The organism is Rhodocytophaga rosea, assembly GCF_010119975.1.
Taxonomy (GTDB): domain Bacteria; phylum Bacteroidota; class Bacteroidia; order Cytophagales; family 172606-1; genus Rhodocytophaga; species Rhodocytophaga rosea.
This window is the reverse complement of sequence record NZ_CP048222.1, coordinates 6,025,909-6,044,984: the sequence shown is the minus strand read 5'-3', so window position 1 is coordinate 6,044,984 and position 19,076 is coordinate 6,025,909. Positions and strand designations below refer to the sequence as shown.

The following is a 19,076-nucleotide window of genomic DNA, read 5'->3' as shown; positions in this document are numbered from 1 at the left end:
TAATCAGTCAAGCCCGATATTTGCGGGCTTTTTTCATTCCTAAACATCTTAGTGTCCATTTTTTCAGATACATGAAACAAATAAACCGATACACTTTTTACATTTTTCTGATTATATTATTTTCATTCCATGCTCACGCCCAGGATTCCACCAAGGCTAAACCCAAACTAAAACTCTGGAAAACCGGTGGTTTCTTTCAACTCAACTTCAATCAGGTATCTCTGGCCAACTGGGTAGGCGGCGGCGAAAATGCTATTTCCGGTACGGTACTCAGCAGTTTTTTTGCTCATCATAAAAATAAGGATAGTACCTCCCGCTGGGAAAATGCAATAGATTTAGGATATGGCCTTACCAGGTTAGCTGAAAGCGGCCTTCGTAAAAATGAAGACAGGATTGCATTTAACTCCAAGTTCAGCAAAAAAGCGACAGGAAAATTCAATTATTCTGCCATTACCAGTTTTAACAGCCAGTTTGCACCGGGCTATAAATATCCCAACGATTCTGTGGTGATCTCTAAGTTTATGGCGCCCGGCTATGTGATACTTTCTCTTGGTCTGGATTATAAACCCAATAAGTATTTCTCTCTGTTTCTCTCGCCTGCTACCGGAAAAGGTACTTTTGTATTAGATCCTATACTGGCCGATTCTGGGGCCTTCGGTGTAGAAAAAGCCATTTTCGATGCCGGCCGCAACAAGATACGGGATGGTCATAGTTTCCGTCCGGAATTTGGTGCAGCACTGGAAGCCAGGTTTAAAAAGGAGGTAATGAAGAATGTAAACGTACAATCGAAACTGAACTTGTTTAATAACTATACGGACCGCAATATTGCCAACCGCAAAAACATTGACCTCAACTTCGAAAACGCCGTAAATATGAAGGTAAACGAATACATTGCCGCCAGCTTGTTTATTCATATGATCTACGACAATGATATTAAAACGCCGGTCACGCGAAAAGTAGATGGCATAGAAACAAAAACAACGGTAGGACCGAGATTGCAGTTCAAACAAACTTTAGGTGTGGGATTCTCTTATAAGTTCGGAAGCTAAATTAAAATTGTTCTGGTCGAAAATAATTAATTGAAGATCAATTGTCTATAATATAGGGTATAAGTATTTAGATGTTCAATTAACTTTTTTCAAGAACATACTCTGAGCGATGTTAGGCCATTGAAATATTAAACTAACTGTGTTAAAGAATGCACGAATAGTGTCAAGGGATATACGGCAAATATTAGATTTGGGCTTTATAATAGCAATATGCATTCTTCTTCGCATTTAATAATAGGGGTCAGCTCTCTTGCAGTCGCCACCCATTATACATGATTTGAGCTGAGTAAAATATAATATAGCTTCTCTGAAATTTCGTTTCTGTTGCATACTTAAAACCTGAAAGCTAAATAGGTATATTAGTCAGCAGATAACCATACCCAGCGTTTCGCCCAATCTTCCAGGTACGTTTTTCTCCAGCGGTAAATGGTATTTCCGCCCTGGTGTTTCCCTAAATAGTTTTCCGGTGCGGTACTATCACTCCACCATTTATGTAGATGTACCATATTATCTTTATGTGGCTCACCCGGCCAGGAATCAGTACTGGTAAACCCGCCACTTTTTCCATGCAATTCCGGTGCATCACTTACCACCTGATACTTCCATTTTTTTGCTTCTTTGGGAACAAACCGAATTTTGTATTTGCCTTTCCCTATATAAAATCCATCTATCTTTTGTCCGTCGACCTCCATCCATATACAGGGTTCATCTATTGCCTTTCCCCGGTCTGGCCCGGATAATACCCATTCAATAATACCGAAAACCGGCACTTCATCCCTTAGTGTGGTGTGTCTTTCAAATACTCTTCTGGCACTGTGCCTAAGGGGAATATAACTTCCACCCCAGCCAGTAGCGGTAGGATCGTCCGGATTGCCAGACAACAGGTATCCCACTGAAGGGGAATCGCCCATCTTAAGCATGCCTTGATAGTAATTTCCAAAATCTTTTCCCATGGCTCCCTTACCCTGGATATACTTTTCATAAAATGTTTTGTTGTCATAGCCGCTGTTTGTCTCTCCGTCAATGGTCCATCCACGGTAGGTAGCATTCGACTCGATCATCCACAAGTCAGGAAAGTTTCTGGCGATGTACTGATATGCCTGCACACTCCATTTTTTATTGGGGCCGCCAATCCAGTATACCCGTATGTTGCCGGTAATATCCGGCGCATCATGTAAAGCCTGGGCAACATCTTCCAGTCCGCCCCACACTAATATCCATAGTGGCTGACTACTTTTCTTCCGGGCACATTGTATGATCCATTCAGAACCTTCAGTAGCGGTGCGCCAGCCTTTTTCCGGTGCTTTGTTAATCTCTCCCTGCCTGGTTACCATACGAAGTTGATCAGGCGTTGGAAATAAAGGCGAATGTGCTTTTAGTTTCGGATAGTCTTTTTCATACAGGTCCAGCATTTGGAAAATGTGACTTTTTCTGCCCTCACCATAAGGTGAAGCGACTAGCCCCTCGGTTTCAAATTTATCGGCATACATCAGATAATGAATCATGGACTGAAAATCATCAGGGTCGCTGCCTCCAATATCTGTACTGACTATTACTCTGGGGCGGATTACCTGAGCATTACTCAGTGTCTGATTTGTCTTTATGCCGGGCTTTTTCGTTAAAATGCAGGAACTATTTATAAAAGAAGCAATGGTAAAAAATATAAGCGCTTGCCGAAATAAGAAGTTTGTACACATTAATATAAAATTTCTTAACCCAACTTTGAATGTATCTGACCCGGATGAAAATAGAAAGTTTTTATAAAAGACGCCTGCTATGCCAAATATTTAGTTTGGCTTTTCTCCTGAAGGTACCTTAACAGGCGTTGAAGTGGCCAGAGGAATACCAAAATCAGGTGTACCATCAGGCTTCCAGCTGAATTTCTGTATGCGGGTACTCCGGCCCGAACATTCTCCATTGGCTATGTCTTTTCCGTGGTATACAATCCAGTCTTCTGTGCCATCCGGAGAAGTAGTAAAACTATTATGGCCAGGTCCGAATACTTTATTCACATCTGATTTGCTGAACACAGGCGAGGAAGATTTTTGCCAGGATTTAGGGTCCAGCAGGTTACTGTTATCGGAAGCGGTAAGCATGCCTAAAGAATAATTATCGTCCCAGCAAGCACTGGCTGAGTAAACAATGTGCAAAGTACCCTTCTTTCCTCTTAATATCTGTGGGCCTTCCAGTATTTCTCTTTCCTTATGTTTTTCCCATTGAAAAGTTGGTTTGGCAATCATTACTTCCTCAGAAGCAAGTGTCCAGGGATTTTGCATGGGCGCAATACAAAGTACACTTTGCGGACCCACATACGCCGAATACATGAAATACAATTTGCCTTTGTGTGTAAATAAGGAGCCATCCAATCCTGAATATTTTGTATTGACTTTCCCCTTGTCCTGCCAGGTACCCTGCAGGGGGTCTTTAGAAGAATTTTCAAGCACAAATACATATCGGGTAGCATCTCCGGGATTTTTTGCATCAGTGGCTGTATAATAGATATACCATTTCCCTTGCAGAAAATGAATCTCAGGTGCCCAGATGTCACGGCTGTTGGGGCCGGAATCTGGTTTTTTCCACAGCGTAACAGGAGTACTCTGAGCAATGTTTGAAAGTGAACGGGACTTCCATACATCCAGGCGGTTTCCCCTGGTAACCATCATATAGTAATTGCCATCGGTATGCTTATATACCCAGGGGTCAGGACCTTCTGTGAGAATGGGATTTTTAAAAGTAGGTGTATCTGCGCTTGCTTCAAAAGAAAGCATACTCATACAAGCCAAACACATAAATAAGCGGAAGCAGACATTTACTTGTATATATAGCAGTAGAGTATTTAATTTCATATGTCTTTTTAGGTTAAAGAGGCAAATAGCATGAGTAAAGTTATTGTAGAAGCAGACTTTCTATTCCTTCACCATTCTGCGCTTACCAGCATACTCAGTAATATTAATGGAAGCTGGCTGCATAGGTATGAACAATACACGTGAAGATTGGGAAAGGTAAGTGGAACCATAATAACTTTCCTGCCTCCGCTTTTTCCCATTGGAAAATGTAATTTCTGCATAGGCATCCAATGATCCAAGTTTAATCGTATGAGAAAGTTTCGGCTTACTTAACACATGGCTCTTTAGTTTACCGGAATTAACTGCTGAAAGCAATAGTAAATTTCCATCTCCTAACAGGAGTTCTGCCATACCTTTGGCATCACCTTCCACATAAAAACCGCTTTCCGCTGCCGGCACTGGCTTGAAATTCCCTTTTCCATCACCTTTTAAGTATAAGCCCAGCAAGGCATCGTACTGTCCTGTTTTTATGTCGGGCGCATACGAATTACCAGATAAGAGCAAATCCAGGTTACCATCTCCATCATAGTCATTACACAGCATCCCGAAAACAGGTGCAAATTGTGCCTCCACTGGTAAGGGTTTGATAGAAAATTTTCCTTTTCCTAGGTTTTCCACATAGCTGCTCTGAAAATATTCACTACGGCCAACATAGGCTTTCTCTAACTCTTCTTCTGTAAAAAGATCTTTTGTGCTGGCGGCTGCATAATCGGCAAACGTTACAAAGCGCCTCCGCATACTTGTCATCTGGGTAATCAGTTCATCTCTGGGGTGGGCCGGATAAGAAACCCGTTTACCATCGGCTCCGGGTAGATAGTAACAAAGCACCGGGTCTAAAGTGCCGCTGTTATCAAAATCACTGGCATATACACAAACCGGCTCCTTGGGAGAGGCTTTAAACTTGGAGTTATTCCCAAGATTTCCAGCTATGTAATCAATATCTCCATCGTTGTCAAAATCTCCTCCTGCCAGGCTATTCCACCAGCCGGAAGTATGGGTAAGACCTGTATCATCTGTTACATTAACAAATTTCCCTTTCTGGTTCTTAAAAAAAGTGAGAGGCATCCATTCTCCGGCCAGGAGTAAATCTACCCATCCGTCATTGTCAAAATCAGTCCATAGAGCTGAGCTTACCATACCAATCGTCTGCAAATCCGGATTTACTTCACGGGTAACATTTATGAATTTTCCTTTGTCGTTTCGCAGCAAATAACTTTGAGGGGCATACGGATACGCATGGGGAGAAACCCTTCCTGCAACAAAAAGATCCAGGTCTCCATCCCGGTCAAAATCGGCAGCTGTTACCGAGGACCCACTCTCACTTTCCTGAGGTAAAGCGGTGGTGTCTTTTGTAAAATTGCCTTTTCCATCATTTATATATAACCTGTCCTGGTAAAGCCCGGTGGCAGAAGTAAACTCACTCCCTCCGCTCACCACATATAAATCCAGGTCACCATCGCTGTCTGCATCAAAAAGTAAACTTCCCATATCTTCTTCTTTTTTACCTTCCAGATCAATAGTAAAACTGGTAAATCTGGCTGGTTGCCAGGATGATGGCTGATGTTGCAGAAATACTTTTCCGGATGAGCCAGAAGCACCTCCCACAAAAAAGTCTTCTAAACCATCTCCATTTACATCGCCTACGGCTATACCAGGGCCATTCCGGGAGTATTTCTGATGTAACAGTGGCTGACTTTTAAAATCAATATAATGATTCTCTTTATGTACATAATCAATTCCTAAAATTTGGCTTGTTTCTGTAAATAAAGGTTGAAGGGGAATCGTAGGAACCGGAGAAAGTTCTCTGGCGTCCTTGTAATCGATAGTAAGCAACTGGTTTGCTTTTACCTGACGCAACAACTGATACTTTCCGTCTGGCCATGTAATTTCAAGAGAATCCACCTGGTTTGCTGTACCCAGCCCGAAATGGATTGTGTTTTCTACCGTAGATTGAAATCCTCTGTATACCGAATGTTCATGTACCTGTGTATGGGCACCATACCGCAGACGGATGCTGGCTCCCAATGCTTGCCGGTTGGATGCCGGGCCATTTACTTTTATTCGTAAAAAATGATAGTTGGATTCTATGCCTGAAGAAGTATTCTTTGCCCAATCAGCGGCATTATTCTTATAAATTCCGGCAGGCTCATTAATATTATTCACCACCAGATCCAGGTCGCCATCATTATCCATATCTGCATAGGCCGCTCCGTTAGAAAGCGTAGGCTGCGAAAGTCCCCAGGCATTGGATTGATCGGCGAAGGTAAGGTCTCCCCTATTCTGATAGATATAATTATGGACTTTTACAGCCGGCAGTTTTTTAGACAGTTCCCGTTGCTTGGCCCGGATTGATTCCCGGTCACCAAAATAGGTTTCTTGCTGATGATACATTACATAATCCAGGTCTGTAATGTCTTTCGCATAGCCATTGGTAATAAATAAGTCTCGGTAGCCATCATTGTCAAAATCAGCAAATAAGGCACTCCAGCTCCAGTCAGTATTGCTTACACCGGCCAGTTGGCCAATTTCACTAAAAATGGGAATTGATTTGTTGCTACTATCTTTGCCAGCTACTGGCCTGGCTCCCCGGTTCAATTGCAGGGTATTGCGGACAAATTGAGGCTGGTATCCATTGGTGGTATCCAGAATATACTTTTCATATTTTATGGCTCCTCCCATCGTTTTTTGCCGCTTATTATCTTCCGGCAGCATATCGAGTACAACAATGTCTTGTAAGCCATCATTATTGAAGTCTGCAATATCGATGCCCATGCCATTATAACTCTGGTGTTGTAGGTAAGTAGCTGCCTGATCGGTAAAAGTCCCGTCCCCATTATTAATCCATACCAGATCATTGCTTACAAAGTCATTGGCGCAGTAAATATCCGGCCATCCATCGCGATTTAAATCACTGACGGCTATTCCTAACCCGTAGCCTTCAATCGTAATACCAGCTTCCTTCGAAACATCTTTAAATATGGGATGCCCGTTTGCCCCTACCCCTTCATTGCGATAGAGGCGGTCTGTACTCAAACCTTCTCCCTTTATTTTTTTGGGCCGTGACGTATTGGGAGAAAAAGACTCGATCGCATTAGTCAGTAAATAGGCATCCAGGTCACCATCGCGGTCGTAATCCATAAAGGCGGTTTGCGTGGTATGGGCAGTATCTGCTAAGCCATACTCTATAGCTGATTCTTTAAAGGCAGGTTTTCCCGATGCATCATTTCCCTGGTTGATAAACAGCAGATTCTCCATTTTACTTATCCGCGTTGTACCTGATACACTCACATATATGTCCAGTAAACCATCCATATTGATATCTACCATGGCTACTCCCCTAGCCCAGCGGTCGGTGCCAACACCGGCACTTTTGGTAATATCTTCGAATTGCAGATTGCCTTTGTTCAGATAGAGCTGGCTGGACACCTGATTGCCTGTAAAATAAATGTCAGATAACCCATCGTTGTTAACATCTCCAATTCCGACTCCACCCCCATTATAGAAATAAGCAAATTCAAGCAAATTAAGGGTATCTGTCTCTACAAGGGTATTGCTAAAATTAATATGTGTAGTAGTGGGAGAAAGCGGTTCAAACAGTGTTTGAGTCACCTGTTTACAACTCATGGTCAATAACAGTATAACAAGTAACAATACACTGTTTTTAATAAAGTTTTGCATTTTAAGATTATAGGGAATTATTGTATTGGATTATCGGGTTGGGTTAAAATTTGTATTTGTAAAAGTAAAGAGGCGCCTTGTAACTCAGGCCGTCTTTACTTTTATTTTGCTTGCCCAAAATAAAAGTAACAAAAAACTCTCAAGCATGCGAATGCGAAGAGAGCCAATGTAATTGTGGCAAAATAAAAAATGCTTCTACACACAAAGCTTACGCTCACCCCGCTTTTCATTTATCCTCCCGCACATGGAATATTTGTTTTATTTTTTTGTTTTAGTTCGAATTCGAAATATAAATTCAACTACTTCTCCACCAGCACAACTGGCCATCCCTGAGCATCCCAGGTGAGTTTTTCAATTCTTAATTTTGATTTTCCATTTTCTGAAGCATCGTATCCATGAAAAACCAGGTAGTCTGTTCCATTAAATGTGTAGGCTGAGTTGTGACCTACACCATACCAGGCATTATTGCCTTCCAGTACAATGGAACCGCCTCCTTCAGCCATCTTCTTTCCGGTTTTGTCTACATAAGGACCTTTAACTTGTTCAGAGCGGCCTACTACTATTTTATAGGTGCTGTTTACACCCCGGCAGCAGTGATCGAAGGAAGCAAACAGGTAATAGTATTTGTCTTTATTAAAAATGAACGGCGCCTCAATCGCTGCATTCCCGGCTAAAGAATCGGCAATTCCATAAGTTCGGGGGCGGCTGGCAACCGTATACCATTCCTGCGGCTCGGCTATCGCTGTTAAATCGTTTTTCATTTTTACCAGTTTCAGGCCATTCCAGAAGGAACCAAACGATAACCAGGCTGTTCCCTCCTCATCACGAATCAAGTTCGGATCAATGGCATTCCACATATCCCGGCCAGGTACCGACTGTATGATCTTTCCATGGTCTTCCCATTTATAGTCAGGATCATTGGGGTTTAAGGTTTTATTGGTGACAAGACCAATACAGGAAGTATTTTTCCCAAAAGCCGAAACCGAATAAAAAAGATAATACTTCTCGTTATGAAATGAAATATCGGGTGCCCAGATGTGATTTTTGAAGCCTGGAATTGCCTCTACTGCCCAGGCAGGTGCTGTATTAAATACTGGCTTTTCTTTCTTCCATGACTCCATATCCGGAGATGACCACACAGAAATACCCCGCCCGGTACAAAAAAGATAGTAGGTATCCCCTTGTTTAATCATTACCGGATCATGTGCCGGTATTTTTTCGGACTGGGCTGAAACAGGCACGTGATAAGCCAAACTTGCTAAGAGGATAATAGCAGTGATTATAAAGCTTTTGTTAAATCCAGAAATTAAAGTGATTACTTGTGACAAGAGATTATCAGTAAGGGCATTAAAGAAATAAAAAACTACATTCCAGATAGAAATACTAAAAAGAGTGAAGCAGATTCGGAGAAATCAGGAAATGACATGAGTTAACCTCTTATCTAAAAGAAACAAAATTACGTAAGCAGCAAGGTTAATACTTGCCGCTTACGTAATTGAAAATCTTATCAATACCTCCTACTAATAACCCGGATTCTGTTTGATTTTACCTGCGCCTAAGGCATCAATTTCATAGAGAGGTATGGGCAGGTATTCTGATTTTCCTTTTACAAAGTTTTTGAACTCGGTATCAAAATCAGCCACATTCGCAGGAAGGTCAGGTGTAGGACCGGCTAACTCAGGACCTAGTATTCCATACCGCTTCATATCCAGAAAGCGTTTGCTTTCGCCTGCCAGTTCAAGTACCCGGTCGTGGCGAAGCCTTTCCCGGAAAGCAACCTGCCCTAAGCCTATATCTAAAGGATTCATATTCGACCGTTCACGCACCCGGTTAGCAAATGGAATGGCTTCTGCTGTGCGGCCTAACTCATTCAAGGCTTCTGCATACATCAGGTATATATCTGCCAGCCGGAGGTCCCGGGTATTGATTCCGGAGAAATACCCTTCTGTTGATTTAAAATAATTGGTATATTTTTTCCAGAAACGTTGGTTCTCATCAATTTTTCTTTCTTCATACGTTTTGCCGAAAAGCAGTTCACCTGGATGCTTATAGTACAAGGTATACTGCAGGCGTGGGTCAACGTTTCCATCCTTATCCTTTTCAATTAAAAACTGGTTTAACAGCCATTTGGTAGGCTGGCCATCACACCAGCCGCCCACTACTTCAGGGGCCGGAAAATCTGAGGTTCGTACGCCAAAGAATTGCGCTCTTTCACTGGTTTCATCGCCCCCGGCAGCGTCATAAATAGGGAAACCGCTCACTTTTCCATTGTTGTTGGCAAACTGAATTTCAAACAAGGATTCTTTATTATTTTCAAATTCCTCTGTGAAATTATCTTTAAATTCGGGCATCAGATCAAACTTGGCAGGAACCATATCGATAATTTCCTTAAACTGGGCAGCCGCTTCTGTATATTTTTTTTGCTGTAGAAATACCCTGCCCAGGTACGCCGTAGCTCCTTCTTTAGAAACCCGGCCTACATTATTACCAGTATATTCAGCCTTGGTCCAAAGATCAGCTTTTGCTTCTGTAAAATCCTTCTCAATCTGTGCCCATACCTCTGCTTCCGTTGCCTGTTGCGGACGGTCGGTGGGTAGCTGGATGGTTGTGATAATAGGAACACCTCCCCAAAGCGTAACCAGTTTGAAATACATATGCGCCCGGATAAATTTGGCTTCTGCCAGAATACGGCTTTTTAGCTTGTCATCCATTTGTATATTTGGAACTAAGGTTATCACCTGATTGCTCCGGTAAATGGTCCGGTATACATCTGTGTACATTTCACGAACAAAGGCAATATTATAATCATTGATGATGAACTTACCCACATTGGCTAATTCTGTCCAGGGACTCTGACTATAACCTTCGTCTGACCGCATATCATAATGGAATATCTCCCAGAGCGTGATTGTCCGGTTTTGCATATTGGCATAGGTTGCATTGATGCCATTGATGGCATCCGCTTCTGTTTTCCAAAAATTCCCCTGCGTTTGTGCATTCGGGTTGCTTTTGTTAAGAAGGTTTTCTTCCTTCTCACAGGCTGTTATACACAGGCCAAAAGTCAGCGATAGCGATAACAGTACTTTATGTATTTTCATGTTTGAATCAATTTAGGTTTTGAAATTATTTACGCTTGCCAGCTTAAAAGCCTGCTTGTAAACCTGCACTCAAAATGCGTGGTGCCGGGAAGTTGCCTATATCCTGGCCTCTGTCCAAACTACGTGTTCTGCCGAAAGCACCCGTTACTTCAGGGCTATAGCCTTTGTATTTGGTGATCGTAAATACATTCTGGCCGGATACATATACACGCAGGTTTGAAAACACTTTCAGGTTTTGCACCAATGAAGCCGGCAGGCTATACCCCAGTTGTACCGTTTTCAGACGTAAGTAATCACCTTTTTCAATCCATCGGTCTGATTGCACAACGGCATTGAGGCCTGAGCCACCATGCTTTGGTTTGGGTACTGTGTTGGAAGTACCTTCACCTGTCCAGAAAGGTTCATCAGAACGGTAATTGAAGTTATCATCGGAACGGCCATTCCACCAGCGGCCTTCATTAAAAATTTTGTTGCCACCTACTCCAGCAAAAAATGCTGTTAGGTCAAATCCCATATAGGAACCTGTCAGGTTTAATCCATACTCAAGGGTTGGAAAGGGAGAACCCACCCGCTGGCGGTCGCCCTCTAGGTTAATCACCTTATCCCCATTGGTATCTATAAAACGGATATCACCTGGCGCTACGCCTTGAATCCCTGATGCATCTACTTCTGCCTGGTTCTGGTAAATACCATCCATTTTAAGGGCATAGAATGAAATAGGCTCATCTACAGCCAGACGTATCAATTGTAAATTTCCATAAATAGGCTGATTGTTATTAGCAGGTATTAATCCCAGTACCTTGTTGCGGATAGAGGTAACGTTAGCAGAGGCGCTGTACTTGAATTGTCCTACCTGGTTCTGATAGGTGAGGGCAAACTCCACGCCTTTATTCTGGATAGAAGCCAGGTTATCAATTGGATTAACTCCCGTATTGCCTGCTGTCAGTGGAATCGGCACCTCCAGCAATAAGTCTTTGGTGCGGGAAATAAAATAATCCGCACTAAACAAAATCCGGTTTTCTAGCAATGCTACATCTATTCCCACATTGGTTGTAGCTTTTCGTTCCCATTTTATGTTAGGATTTACCAGCTGACGGTTGATAGCACCTAAGGCAATGCCATTATTAAATATATAGTTCTGATTATAATCGATGGTTGGGCTGATCCGGTAAGGCCCCTCTGCGAAGTTATCTAAAATTCCTATGGCCTGGCTGCCTACTTCTCCATAACTGGCCCGTAATTTAAGATCGCTGATAAATGGCGCAGCCTGCATAAAACCTTCCTTACTTACCCGCCATCCTAAAGAGGCGGAAGGGAAAACACCATATTGATTATCGTCTGTAAATATGGAAGAGCCATCGCGGCGTGCATTTAATTGAATCAGGTATTTATCAGCAAATGAATAGTTGATACTTCCCAGCCAGGAAGCCAATGTACGCTGGTTCATAAATCCATTGGTCCGCGGACTGGTCGTACCATTGTTCTGTACCCAATATTCTCCGTTAATTCCTTCAATATGGGCAAATACCTCTTTGTAATTATCTTTCTGCTGGGTATATCCTACCAATGCTGAAAGGGAATGTTTACCAAAGGTTTTATTAAAATTCAGGGTATTTTCTACCAGAATATTAAAGAATTCCCCTGCTCTGTCATCTACGAAGGCTGGTCCACCATCGGGATTATTCTGGCGAAGCGCACCAATCCGTTCGAAATATTTGGTAGAGAACTGGGAGTAATCCAGACCCATATTCAATTTGTAGGTCAGAAAATCAAATATGGTTACTTCGGCAAAAGCAGAACCGAATACTTTGGCACTGGTTGTTTTATTGCTGTAATGTTCCTGTAAGCCTACCGGGTTGGTGGCAAACGTATTATTCAGATTGCCTCTTCCATAACCATATCCACTCCTGTTATTGGGATCATATACCGGAATGGTGGGAAACATTTGCAAAACATCCAGAAAAGGTAGTCCATTTACATTGCTGGTCAGGTTGCGCGACAACATTAAGTTCTCGCCTATTCTAATCCTGCCTTTCTTCATATCCGTATTCACCCGGATCTGATACCTGCGGAAAGAAGGGCCTTTAATAGTTCCATCCTGAAAAAAGAAGTTACCAGACACCAGATAGCTGGCATTTTCGCCTCCACCTGAAACCGTAAGGTTATGGTCCGTGATTAAACCAGTCTTGAACATAGCATCCTGCCAGTCGGTGTCTACGTTTTCTGAGAGTGTAGGGGCTGGCTCACCGTTATTGGCATAGGCTGTAGTGATGGCTTGTTTGAACTGCGCTGCATTCATTAAAGGCAAACGTCTGGGTACAGTTTGAGCACCCACATAGGTATTGTAGCTAATAGCAGGAGCGCCTTGTTTACCACGTTTGGTCGTAATAATTACAACGCCGTTCATACCCCGGGAACCATACATGGCCGTTGCCGCGGCATCTTTTAATACCTGGATAGATTCTACATCATTTGGATTAAAATCAGGAAAAGCTCCATTAATAAACATCCCATCAATCACATATAAAGGACTATCCTGGCCATTAATGGAATTAGTACCCCGTATTTTAATAGCTGAAGCCTGGCCTGGCGCGCCACTTGAAGTAACGGTTACGCCCGCTGCCCGGCCTTGTAATAATTCCCCCACACTACCAGCTTGCACTTTTTTAATTTCGTCCGTATCTACTACACCTACTGCACCCACAATATCGCTCCGTTTCTGTGTCTGATATCCCACTACCACCACTTCGCTCAAAGACTGAACATCAGGTACAAGAGAAACATTAATGGCGGAACGGTTATTAATCGCAACTTCCTGAGTAGCATAGCCTATGTAGGAAAATACCAGGGTACCATTTCCATCGGGAGCCGTGAGTGAATAGTTACCCTCTGCACTGGTAGTGGTGCCAGTAGCCGTACCTTTGATCAGCACATTTACTCCCGGCAGACCTGTTCCTGATTCATCTGTTACTTTTCCACTGATTTGTATGTCTACTGGTTTGGATATTCCTTCCATCTTATTCCTGTTTTCTGCTTGAAGCAGATTAGTGCCATTGCTGAAGTCAGCCGGGTTATTTACAGCAACTACCATGGCTGGCTGGTGGCTAGGAATCTTATCTATTCTCATAGCCTGCACTTGAGCCTGACATTCCAACCCGCCTATCAGCATTGCTGCTAAAAGCAGGGGGAGTGCCTTCATTTTGTAAATTTTTTTGTTCATTGGTTTGTTGTAAGAAAGGTTAAAAATAATTTACTAATAAATCAGGTAAATTAAGCAAGTTACGCTATGTTAAATGTAAATATTTATTTTAATAATGCAATTCCTCAAGGTATAAAAATTACATATTACACACCTTTAAAGAATATATTTTATTATCATTTTTATTTGTGTTTTTCCTCATGGGTCAGAAAGACATCAGGAAGAAAAATTTATTGAGTTTAGGAGTAGTCCTATTTGTCTATTAGTGAACCGAAAGTTGAATAGGATTACTCCAACTGTTGAACAGCAATCCCTTCCATGTGCCTTAAGTATAACTACAGGCAGTCAAGCAGTGAAAGCTTCTCTTTTCCATCAGGCCATTTACAGTACCCATCAAAGCATTGCTATGAAAAATTTATCTACATTTAAAGAAAAAATGAAAGTCCCAATGAAAAAGTTACTGCTCCTTTTTTTCTTGGTTACTGCTCTGGCTTTATACCCGGGTATGGCCCAAACTACTCAAAGCATTGCCACAAAAAAAGCCACTTATTCTAATCCTTTGCCTGTTCAGTTCGGAGACCCATATGTGTTGTACACCAATGGAAGTTATTATATGTATGGCACTGGTGGAGGAGCCAATAAGGGGTTTGCTGCATATTCTTCAAAAGATTTGGTAAACTGGAAGCCGGAAGGGCAGGTATATTTTCATGACAATACAAATGGGTGGAGCGATCCACAGGCTGGCTGGGAAGGGGCTTACTGGGCACCTGAAGTGTATGAGGTAAAAGGTAAGTTTTACCTGTTTTACAGTGCACAGTGGAAGGAAAACCCTACCAAGGAATTGGAAAATTTCAGAATCGGAGTGGCCGTTGCCGACAAGCCTACCGGTCCATTTATTGATCTGAACAAGCAGCCTATTTTTGATCCTGGCTATCCTATTATTGATGCCAATGTTTTTTTTGATACAGATGGCAAATTCTATTTGTATTACTCACGGGCTTGCTATAAACATCCGGTCGAAAGTGAAGTGGCGGACCTGGCCAGGAAGAAAGGTTGGTACCAGGAAATTGAAGAAAGCTGGGTATATGGCATTCAGATCAAACCAGATTTTTCCGGAGTTATCGGAGAACCGGTTTTAATCCTGCAGCCACCCACTCATTTAAGTGATAAACAGGCAGAATGGGAAAGCCGCTCGGTTACATCCCGCGAAGTAAACCGCCGCTGGACAGAAGGATCAGTCACCTTCAAAAAAGACAATATTTTCTATATTATGTATTCGGCCAACCATTTCGGCGGAGCCAATTATGCCATCGGATATGCCACCTCCTCTTCGCCGTTAGGTCCATTTAAAAAAGCGTCCAACAATCCCATTTTGCAGAAAAATACCGATAAGGGTGGCCTCGTAACAGGAACCGGGCACAACAGCATTGCCTACTCCCCGGATGGCAAAGAAATGTTTTGCGTTTATCACGGAAGAACAGCCAAAACTGGAGAGGAAAGAGTGGTTTTTGTTGACAGGATGGAAGTAAAAAACGGAAAAATAACCGTTTTTGGACCTACCACTACCCCGCAAAAGCTTCCCTCAGGTATAGCCAAAAGTGTCAGTAACAAGTAATAATTACTCAAGCCTTTGCCCTTCTGGTCAAAGGCTTGAAAGTAAAATATTCATGTATGGATTATTAGTTAAATGAAGGCAGTGACTGGTAGTATTATGTTCTATTTAAGGTAAATAGGGCTTACCAACCACTAACTTATCGCTTGATACATCTGCTTCAAATAAATGTGGAATGCGGCGATTGCGGCCGTTTACGCTTTTATGACTATGAATGCACATCAATAGTTTGCCCTCCAACGTGCGGAACAACATTCCATGACCATAATTGGGAGGAGTGATCGGATCTTTTTCCTGAATCCAGGGCCCATCCAGGGTGCCACTTTCTGAATAAGCAACGCCTTGTGTATATACATCATAAATCCAGCTGGTCCATATCATACCCAACCGGCCGGTTTTTGTATAGAACAGATAGGGACCGTCTGTTACTTTATTTGGGCGGTCCTTGCCTTTCTCGTCCTTTTCACGGCTCCAGGGAGCATCACTGGCACGGAATAAAACCTTTCCTGTATCTATCGTACCACTTAAGTCAGGCTTCATTTCAATTTTTTCAATAGTCCCATTCAGGTTTTGCAGCCATTCGTAACAGTAAACCATATAGGGCTTTCCATCTTTATCAATCCAGAGCGTTCCATCCAGAGTAGGCATATGGGCAGGCAGATAAGTAGGATCTTTCATAGGTAAATAAGGACCTTCAGGTTTGTCGCCTACCAGTACATGGCAGGCTCTCCGTTCGATGATATTGTCCTTAACGGTATCTATCTTGACAGAGCGGTTGGTGAAAGTTGCAAAATAATAGTACTTGTTTTTAAAAGCATGAATTTCGGCAGCCCATATCATTGGTTTAGGTCCCATCCAGGAGTTTGAGTCAGTCTGGGTCACTTTATAGGGGCCATCCCAAAGCTTCAAATCTTTACTCTTCCATAACATGCCGCCGGTTCCGGTCATGTAGTACAGTTTTGTTTTAGGATCTGTAAGAATAAAAGGATCACTCAAGACTATGGAATCCAGCGGAATATTTTGTCTGACTGGGCTTAACCTATTTTCCTGCGCCTTAAGCAGGAATGAAAAAAATAAACAAGCTAGTAAAGTCAAACCCGGATTTTTCATAGTAATAGTAAGTATATCCTTTTTCTTGTGTGGAACTGAGGCAGCCGTTAAAAATAGTTATTTCTGTCAACTATTATATCTATAGCAATATCTTTAACTGAAAATCATTTACGAAAATTTGGTAAATTTCTGGAAGTATTCTGTTTTCCGGGTATAAAGGCCATGGCGGTGGGCTTGTTTACTCAATGTATTTTCTTTTAAACAGAGTGACTGACAGGAGCTTGTTTGAAAAACAACAAATAGCCAGAGTAAGACTAAACCTGGTATCATATTTCAAATGGCCAGTTTATATAGTATAACGATTCGGTTACTGCCCAAGCAGAATATTTTGAAGCCCTATTACTAAATTTACAGCCTCAGCCCTTTTCTCAACACCTGGGGAGTGCTTGTTCTTCGTTTATCCTAATTTTAGGATGCTTGTTGGCTCTTCCCCATACAATGAATAAGGCAAGGATGGCAAAGAATAGGTTTACACCAACCTGTGATGCTTCGCCTCTTGAAATGTGAAAAATACTGGCTGCTGTCATAAGGGCAATTGTTCCATAAGCTGCATAAATTGTCAGCCTGGCCTGCCTGTGAAACAATACAGGCAATACCAGTCCGATGCCAATTGTTAAGTCTATCACGCCCGTTAATTTTACCAATATAGCATTATCTGCTGTCCAGGGCCACATCTGGGCTAATTTGTCGTCGGGCGCAAACAATTTCATGGAAGCAGCCCAAATAAAACTGGTGGCTATAAGTACTTGTGTTACCCAAAGAATCAAATTCATTGTTTTTGATATTTTTTGCGCTCTAGTCATATTGTTGTTCTTTACCTGGCACAAAATAAAATATATTTGCTATCCAACTGATAGCACTTCCTCTTTGGAAAGCGCTATCCAGTTTGGAAGTAATGTAAAAATGAAAATGATATGTTATCAAAAAGTGGTTGCCCAACAACAATGCTTTCTATAAGGGATGCACTTGAAGCAGTGGAAGGCAGATGGAAATTGCTTATTCTTTTTTCCTTGTCGCAAGGGCCTAAAAGGTTTAAGCAAATAGCAAGAGAAGTTCAAGGAATAACAGATAAAACTCTTTCCAAAGAGTTAAAAAGTCTGGAAGCAAACAAGCTAATAGACAGAAAAGTATATGATACTTTTCCCCCAACGGTTGAGTATTCCGTTACTTCACATGGTTTGTCTCTGGAAAAAGTATTGGATGAGCTTCATTATTGGGGTTTAGCTCATCGCAAGGAGGTTATCGGTAAGTAATAGTTCTAAATCAGATTCTTCTTTTTTTAGTCAAAATTTTATAGTTGCCATTAAGGCTTTTCCCACAAAGCAAGATGCGTTACAACTCAATAAAACATAATTTAAGGAGATGTAGCTTCGCTCTTCTGGCAAACCAGCTAATGCTGTAAAGATTGCTTACAGCATTAGCTGGTTTTTGTCCAAACAACACATTCAGCTTTGAAAAGCCAAAGAAAAGTGTCGTTTTGATCTATCAATGTAAGATCAAGATGATCACCGGTTTATTCTGAAAGCAGGGTGCTGGGTTTTCATATCACCAAATCCAGCACCTGCTACAGTTACACATAATTTTATGAGGAATTATTTAATGGAAGCCTGCTTTTGGTTAAGGTCCATTAGTTTAGTAATGACCATTAAGCTCGGACAAATGCCCGTAATGGCAGCGAACAGGGAAACAGCAGCAGGCAAATAGAGTAACCAATTTACTACTGAAAAACCGGTAAAATAAATTCCCGTCCACAGCATGGCGCTCATAAAAGCAAAAAAGATACGCATTGATACAGGAGCTTTCATACTTAATTTAATTTAGATGGTTGAGAAACAATGCGCAGATACGGTTTAATGGTTTTCCATCCTTGCGGATATTTTTCTTTTGCTTCTGCATCAGATACAGCCGGAACGATGATCACATCTTCTCCCTCATTCCAGTTTACCGGAGTAGCTACTTTATGAGCAGCCGTGAGTTGCATAGAATCCAGCACACGCAGAATTTCATTGAAGTTGCGGCCGGTGGTCATGGGATAGGTAAGTTGCAGTTTTATTTTTTTGTCGGGGCCGATCATAAATACAGAACGTACGGTTTGATTGGTAGCGGCCGTTCTTCCTTCAGAAGTGCCGGGTTCTTCGGCAGGAAGCATATCATACAATTTGGCAATGGTCAATGTTGGATCACCGATCATAGGGTAGCTCACAGCAGTGCCCTGTGTTTCCTTAATATCTTTTTCCCACTTCAAATGGCTTTCTACCGGATCTACGCTGAGGCCAATGATCTTGCAATTGCGCTTGGCAAACTCAGGTTCTATTCTGGCCATATAGCCTAGTTCTGTGGTACATACAGGCGTAAAATCTTTGGGATGTGAAAAAAGCATAGCCCAGCCTTCGCCGATCCATTCGTGAAAACGGATTGTGCCCTTTGTTGTTTCTGCCGTAAAATCCGGTGCGGTGTTGTTTAATCGTAAGCTCATGGTGTATG

13 protein-coding genes are annotated in these 19,076 nt (G+C 42.1%); 3 read left to right on the top strand and 10 right to left on the bottom strand.

The features are described 5' to 3' along the window. Window positions 1-71: 71 nt before the first annotated feature. On the top strand, window positions 72-1,049 hold the full coding sequence (locus GXP67_RS25045; protein WP_162445654.1) for a DUF3078 domain-containing protein: 978 nt from the start codon (window positions 72-74) through the stop codon (window positions 1,047-1,049). A gap of 359 nt (window positions 1,050-1,408) precedes the next feature. Here the strand turns inward: GXP67_RS25045 and GXP67_RS25040 are convergent, their stop codons facing one another. From GXP67_RS25040 to GXP67_RS25015, 6 genes are all read right to left on the bottom strand, one after another. After that, on the bottom strand, window positions 1,409-2,746 hold the full coding sequence (locus GXP67_RS25040; protein WP_162445653.1) for a nucleoside hydrolase-like domain-containing protein: 1,338 nt from the start codon (window positions 2,744-2,746) through the stop codon (window positions 1,409-1,411). Between the two features lie 90 nt (window positions 2,747-2,836). Further along, entirely contained in the window at window positions 2,837-3,895 is a 1,059-nt protein-coding gene (locus GXP67_RS25035; protein ID WP_197901565.1) for a glycoside hydrolase family 43 protein, read from the bottom strand. Between the two features lie 60 nt (window positions 3,896-3,955). Beyond that, the gene (locus GXP67_RS25030; RefSeq protein WP_232064567.1) at window positions 3,956-7,519 is read right to left on the bottom strand and encodes a VCBS repeat-containing protein; all 3,564 of its coding nucleotides are present in this window, start codon (window positions 7,517-7,519) and stop codon (window positions 3,956-3,958) included. Between the two features lie 353 nt (window positions 7,520-7,872). After that, the gene (locus GXP67_RS25025; RefSeq protein ID WP_232064565.1) at window positions 7,873-8,826 is read right to left on the bottom strand and encodes an arabinan endo-1,5-alpha-L-arabinosidase; all 954 of its coding nucleotides are present in this window, start codon (window positions 8,824-8,826) and stop codon (window positions 7,873-7,875) included. A gap of 267 nt (window positions 8,827-9,093) precedes the next feature. Further along, window positions 9,094-10,671: a RagB/SusD family nutrient uptake outer membrane protein gene (locus tag GXP67_RS25020; protein ID WP_162445651.1), complete on the bottom strand. Its 1,578-nt coding sequence runs from the start codon at window positions 10,669-10,671 to the stop codon at window positions 9,094-9,096. A gap of 43 nt (window positions 10,672-10,714) precedes the next feature. Beyond that, window positions 10,715-13,891: a SusC/RagA family TonB-linked outer membrane protein gene (locus tag GXP67_RS25015; protein ID WP_162445650.1), complete on the bottom strand. Its 3,177-nt coding sequence runs from the start codon at window positions 13,889-13,891 to the stop codon at window positions 10,715-10,717. Between the two features lie 385 nt (window positions 13,892-14,276). On the opposite strand from GXP67_RS25015, the gene GXP67_RS25010 reads away from it, so the two are divergent. Continuing rightward, a complete protein-coding gene (locus tag GXP67_RS25010; protein ID WP_232064564.1) occupies window positions 14,277-15,485 on the top strand; it encodes a glycoside hydrolase family 43 protein in 1,209 nt (402 codons plus the stop codon). A 105-nt stretch (window positions 15,486-15,590) separates the two neighbouring features. Here GXP67_RS25010 and GXP67_RS25005 read toward each other — a convergent pair whose 3' ends face one another. Together GXP67_RS25005 and GXP67_RS25000 are read right to left on the bottom strand one after the other, a co-directional pair. Then, window positions 15,591-16,592, bottom strand: coding sequence for a glycoside hydrolase family 43 protein (locus GXP67_RS25005; protein WP_162445649.1), 1,002 nt, complete (start codon window positions 16,590-16,592; stop codon window positions 15,591-15,593). Window positions 16,593-16,960: 368 nt separating this feature from the next. Next, on the bottom strand, window positions 16,961-17,365 hold the full coding sequence (locus tag GXP67_RS25000; RefSeq protein ID WP_232064561.1) for a DoxX family protein: 405 nt from the start codon (window positions 17,363-17,365) through the stop codon (window positions 16,961-16,963). Window positions 17,366-17,506: 141 nt separating this feature from the next. On the opposite strand from GXP67_RS25000, the gene GXP67_RS24995 reads away from it, so the two are divergent. Then, window positions 17,507-17,845, top strand: a complete 339-nt coding sequence (locus GXP67_RS24995; RefSeq protein WP_162445647.1) for a winged helix-turn-helix transcriptional regulator — start codon at window positions 17,507-17,509, stop codon at window positions 17,843-17,845. Between the two features lie 339 nt (window positions 17,846-18,184). Here the strand turns inward: GXP67_RS24995 and GXP67_RS24990 are convergent, their stop codons facing one another. Beyond that, window positions 18,185-18,397 carry a YgaP-like transmembrane domain gene (locus GXP67_RS24990; RefSeq protein WP_162445646.1) on the bottom strand — a complete coding sequence of 71 codons (213 nt, stop codon included), beginning with the start codon at window positions 18,395-18,397 and terminating at the stop codon, window positions 18,185-18,187. Between the two features lie 2 nt (window positions 18,398-18,399). Continuing rightward, a complete protein-coding gene (locus GXP67_RS24985; RefSeq protein WP_162445645.1) occupies window positions 18,400-19,068 on the bottom strand; it encodes a peroxiredoxin in 669 nt (222 codons plus the stop codon). Between the last annotated feature and the right edge of the window lie 8 nt (window positions 19,069-19,076).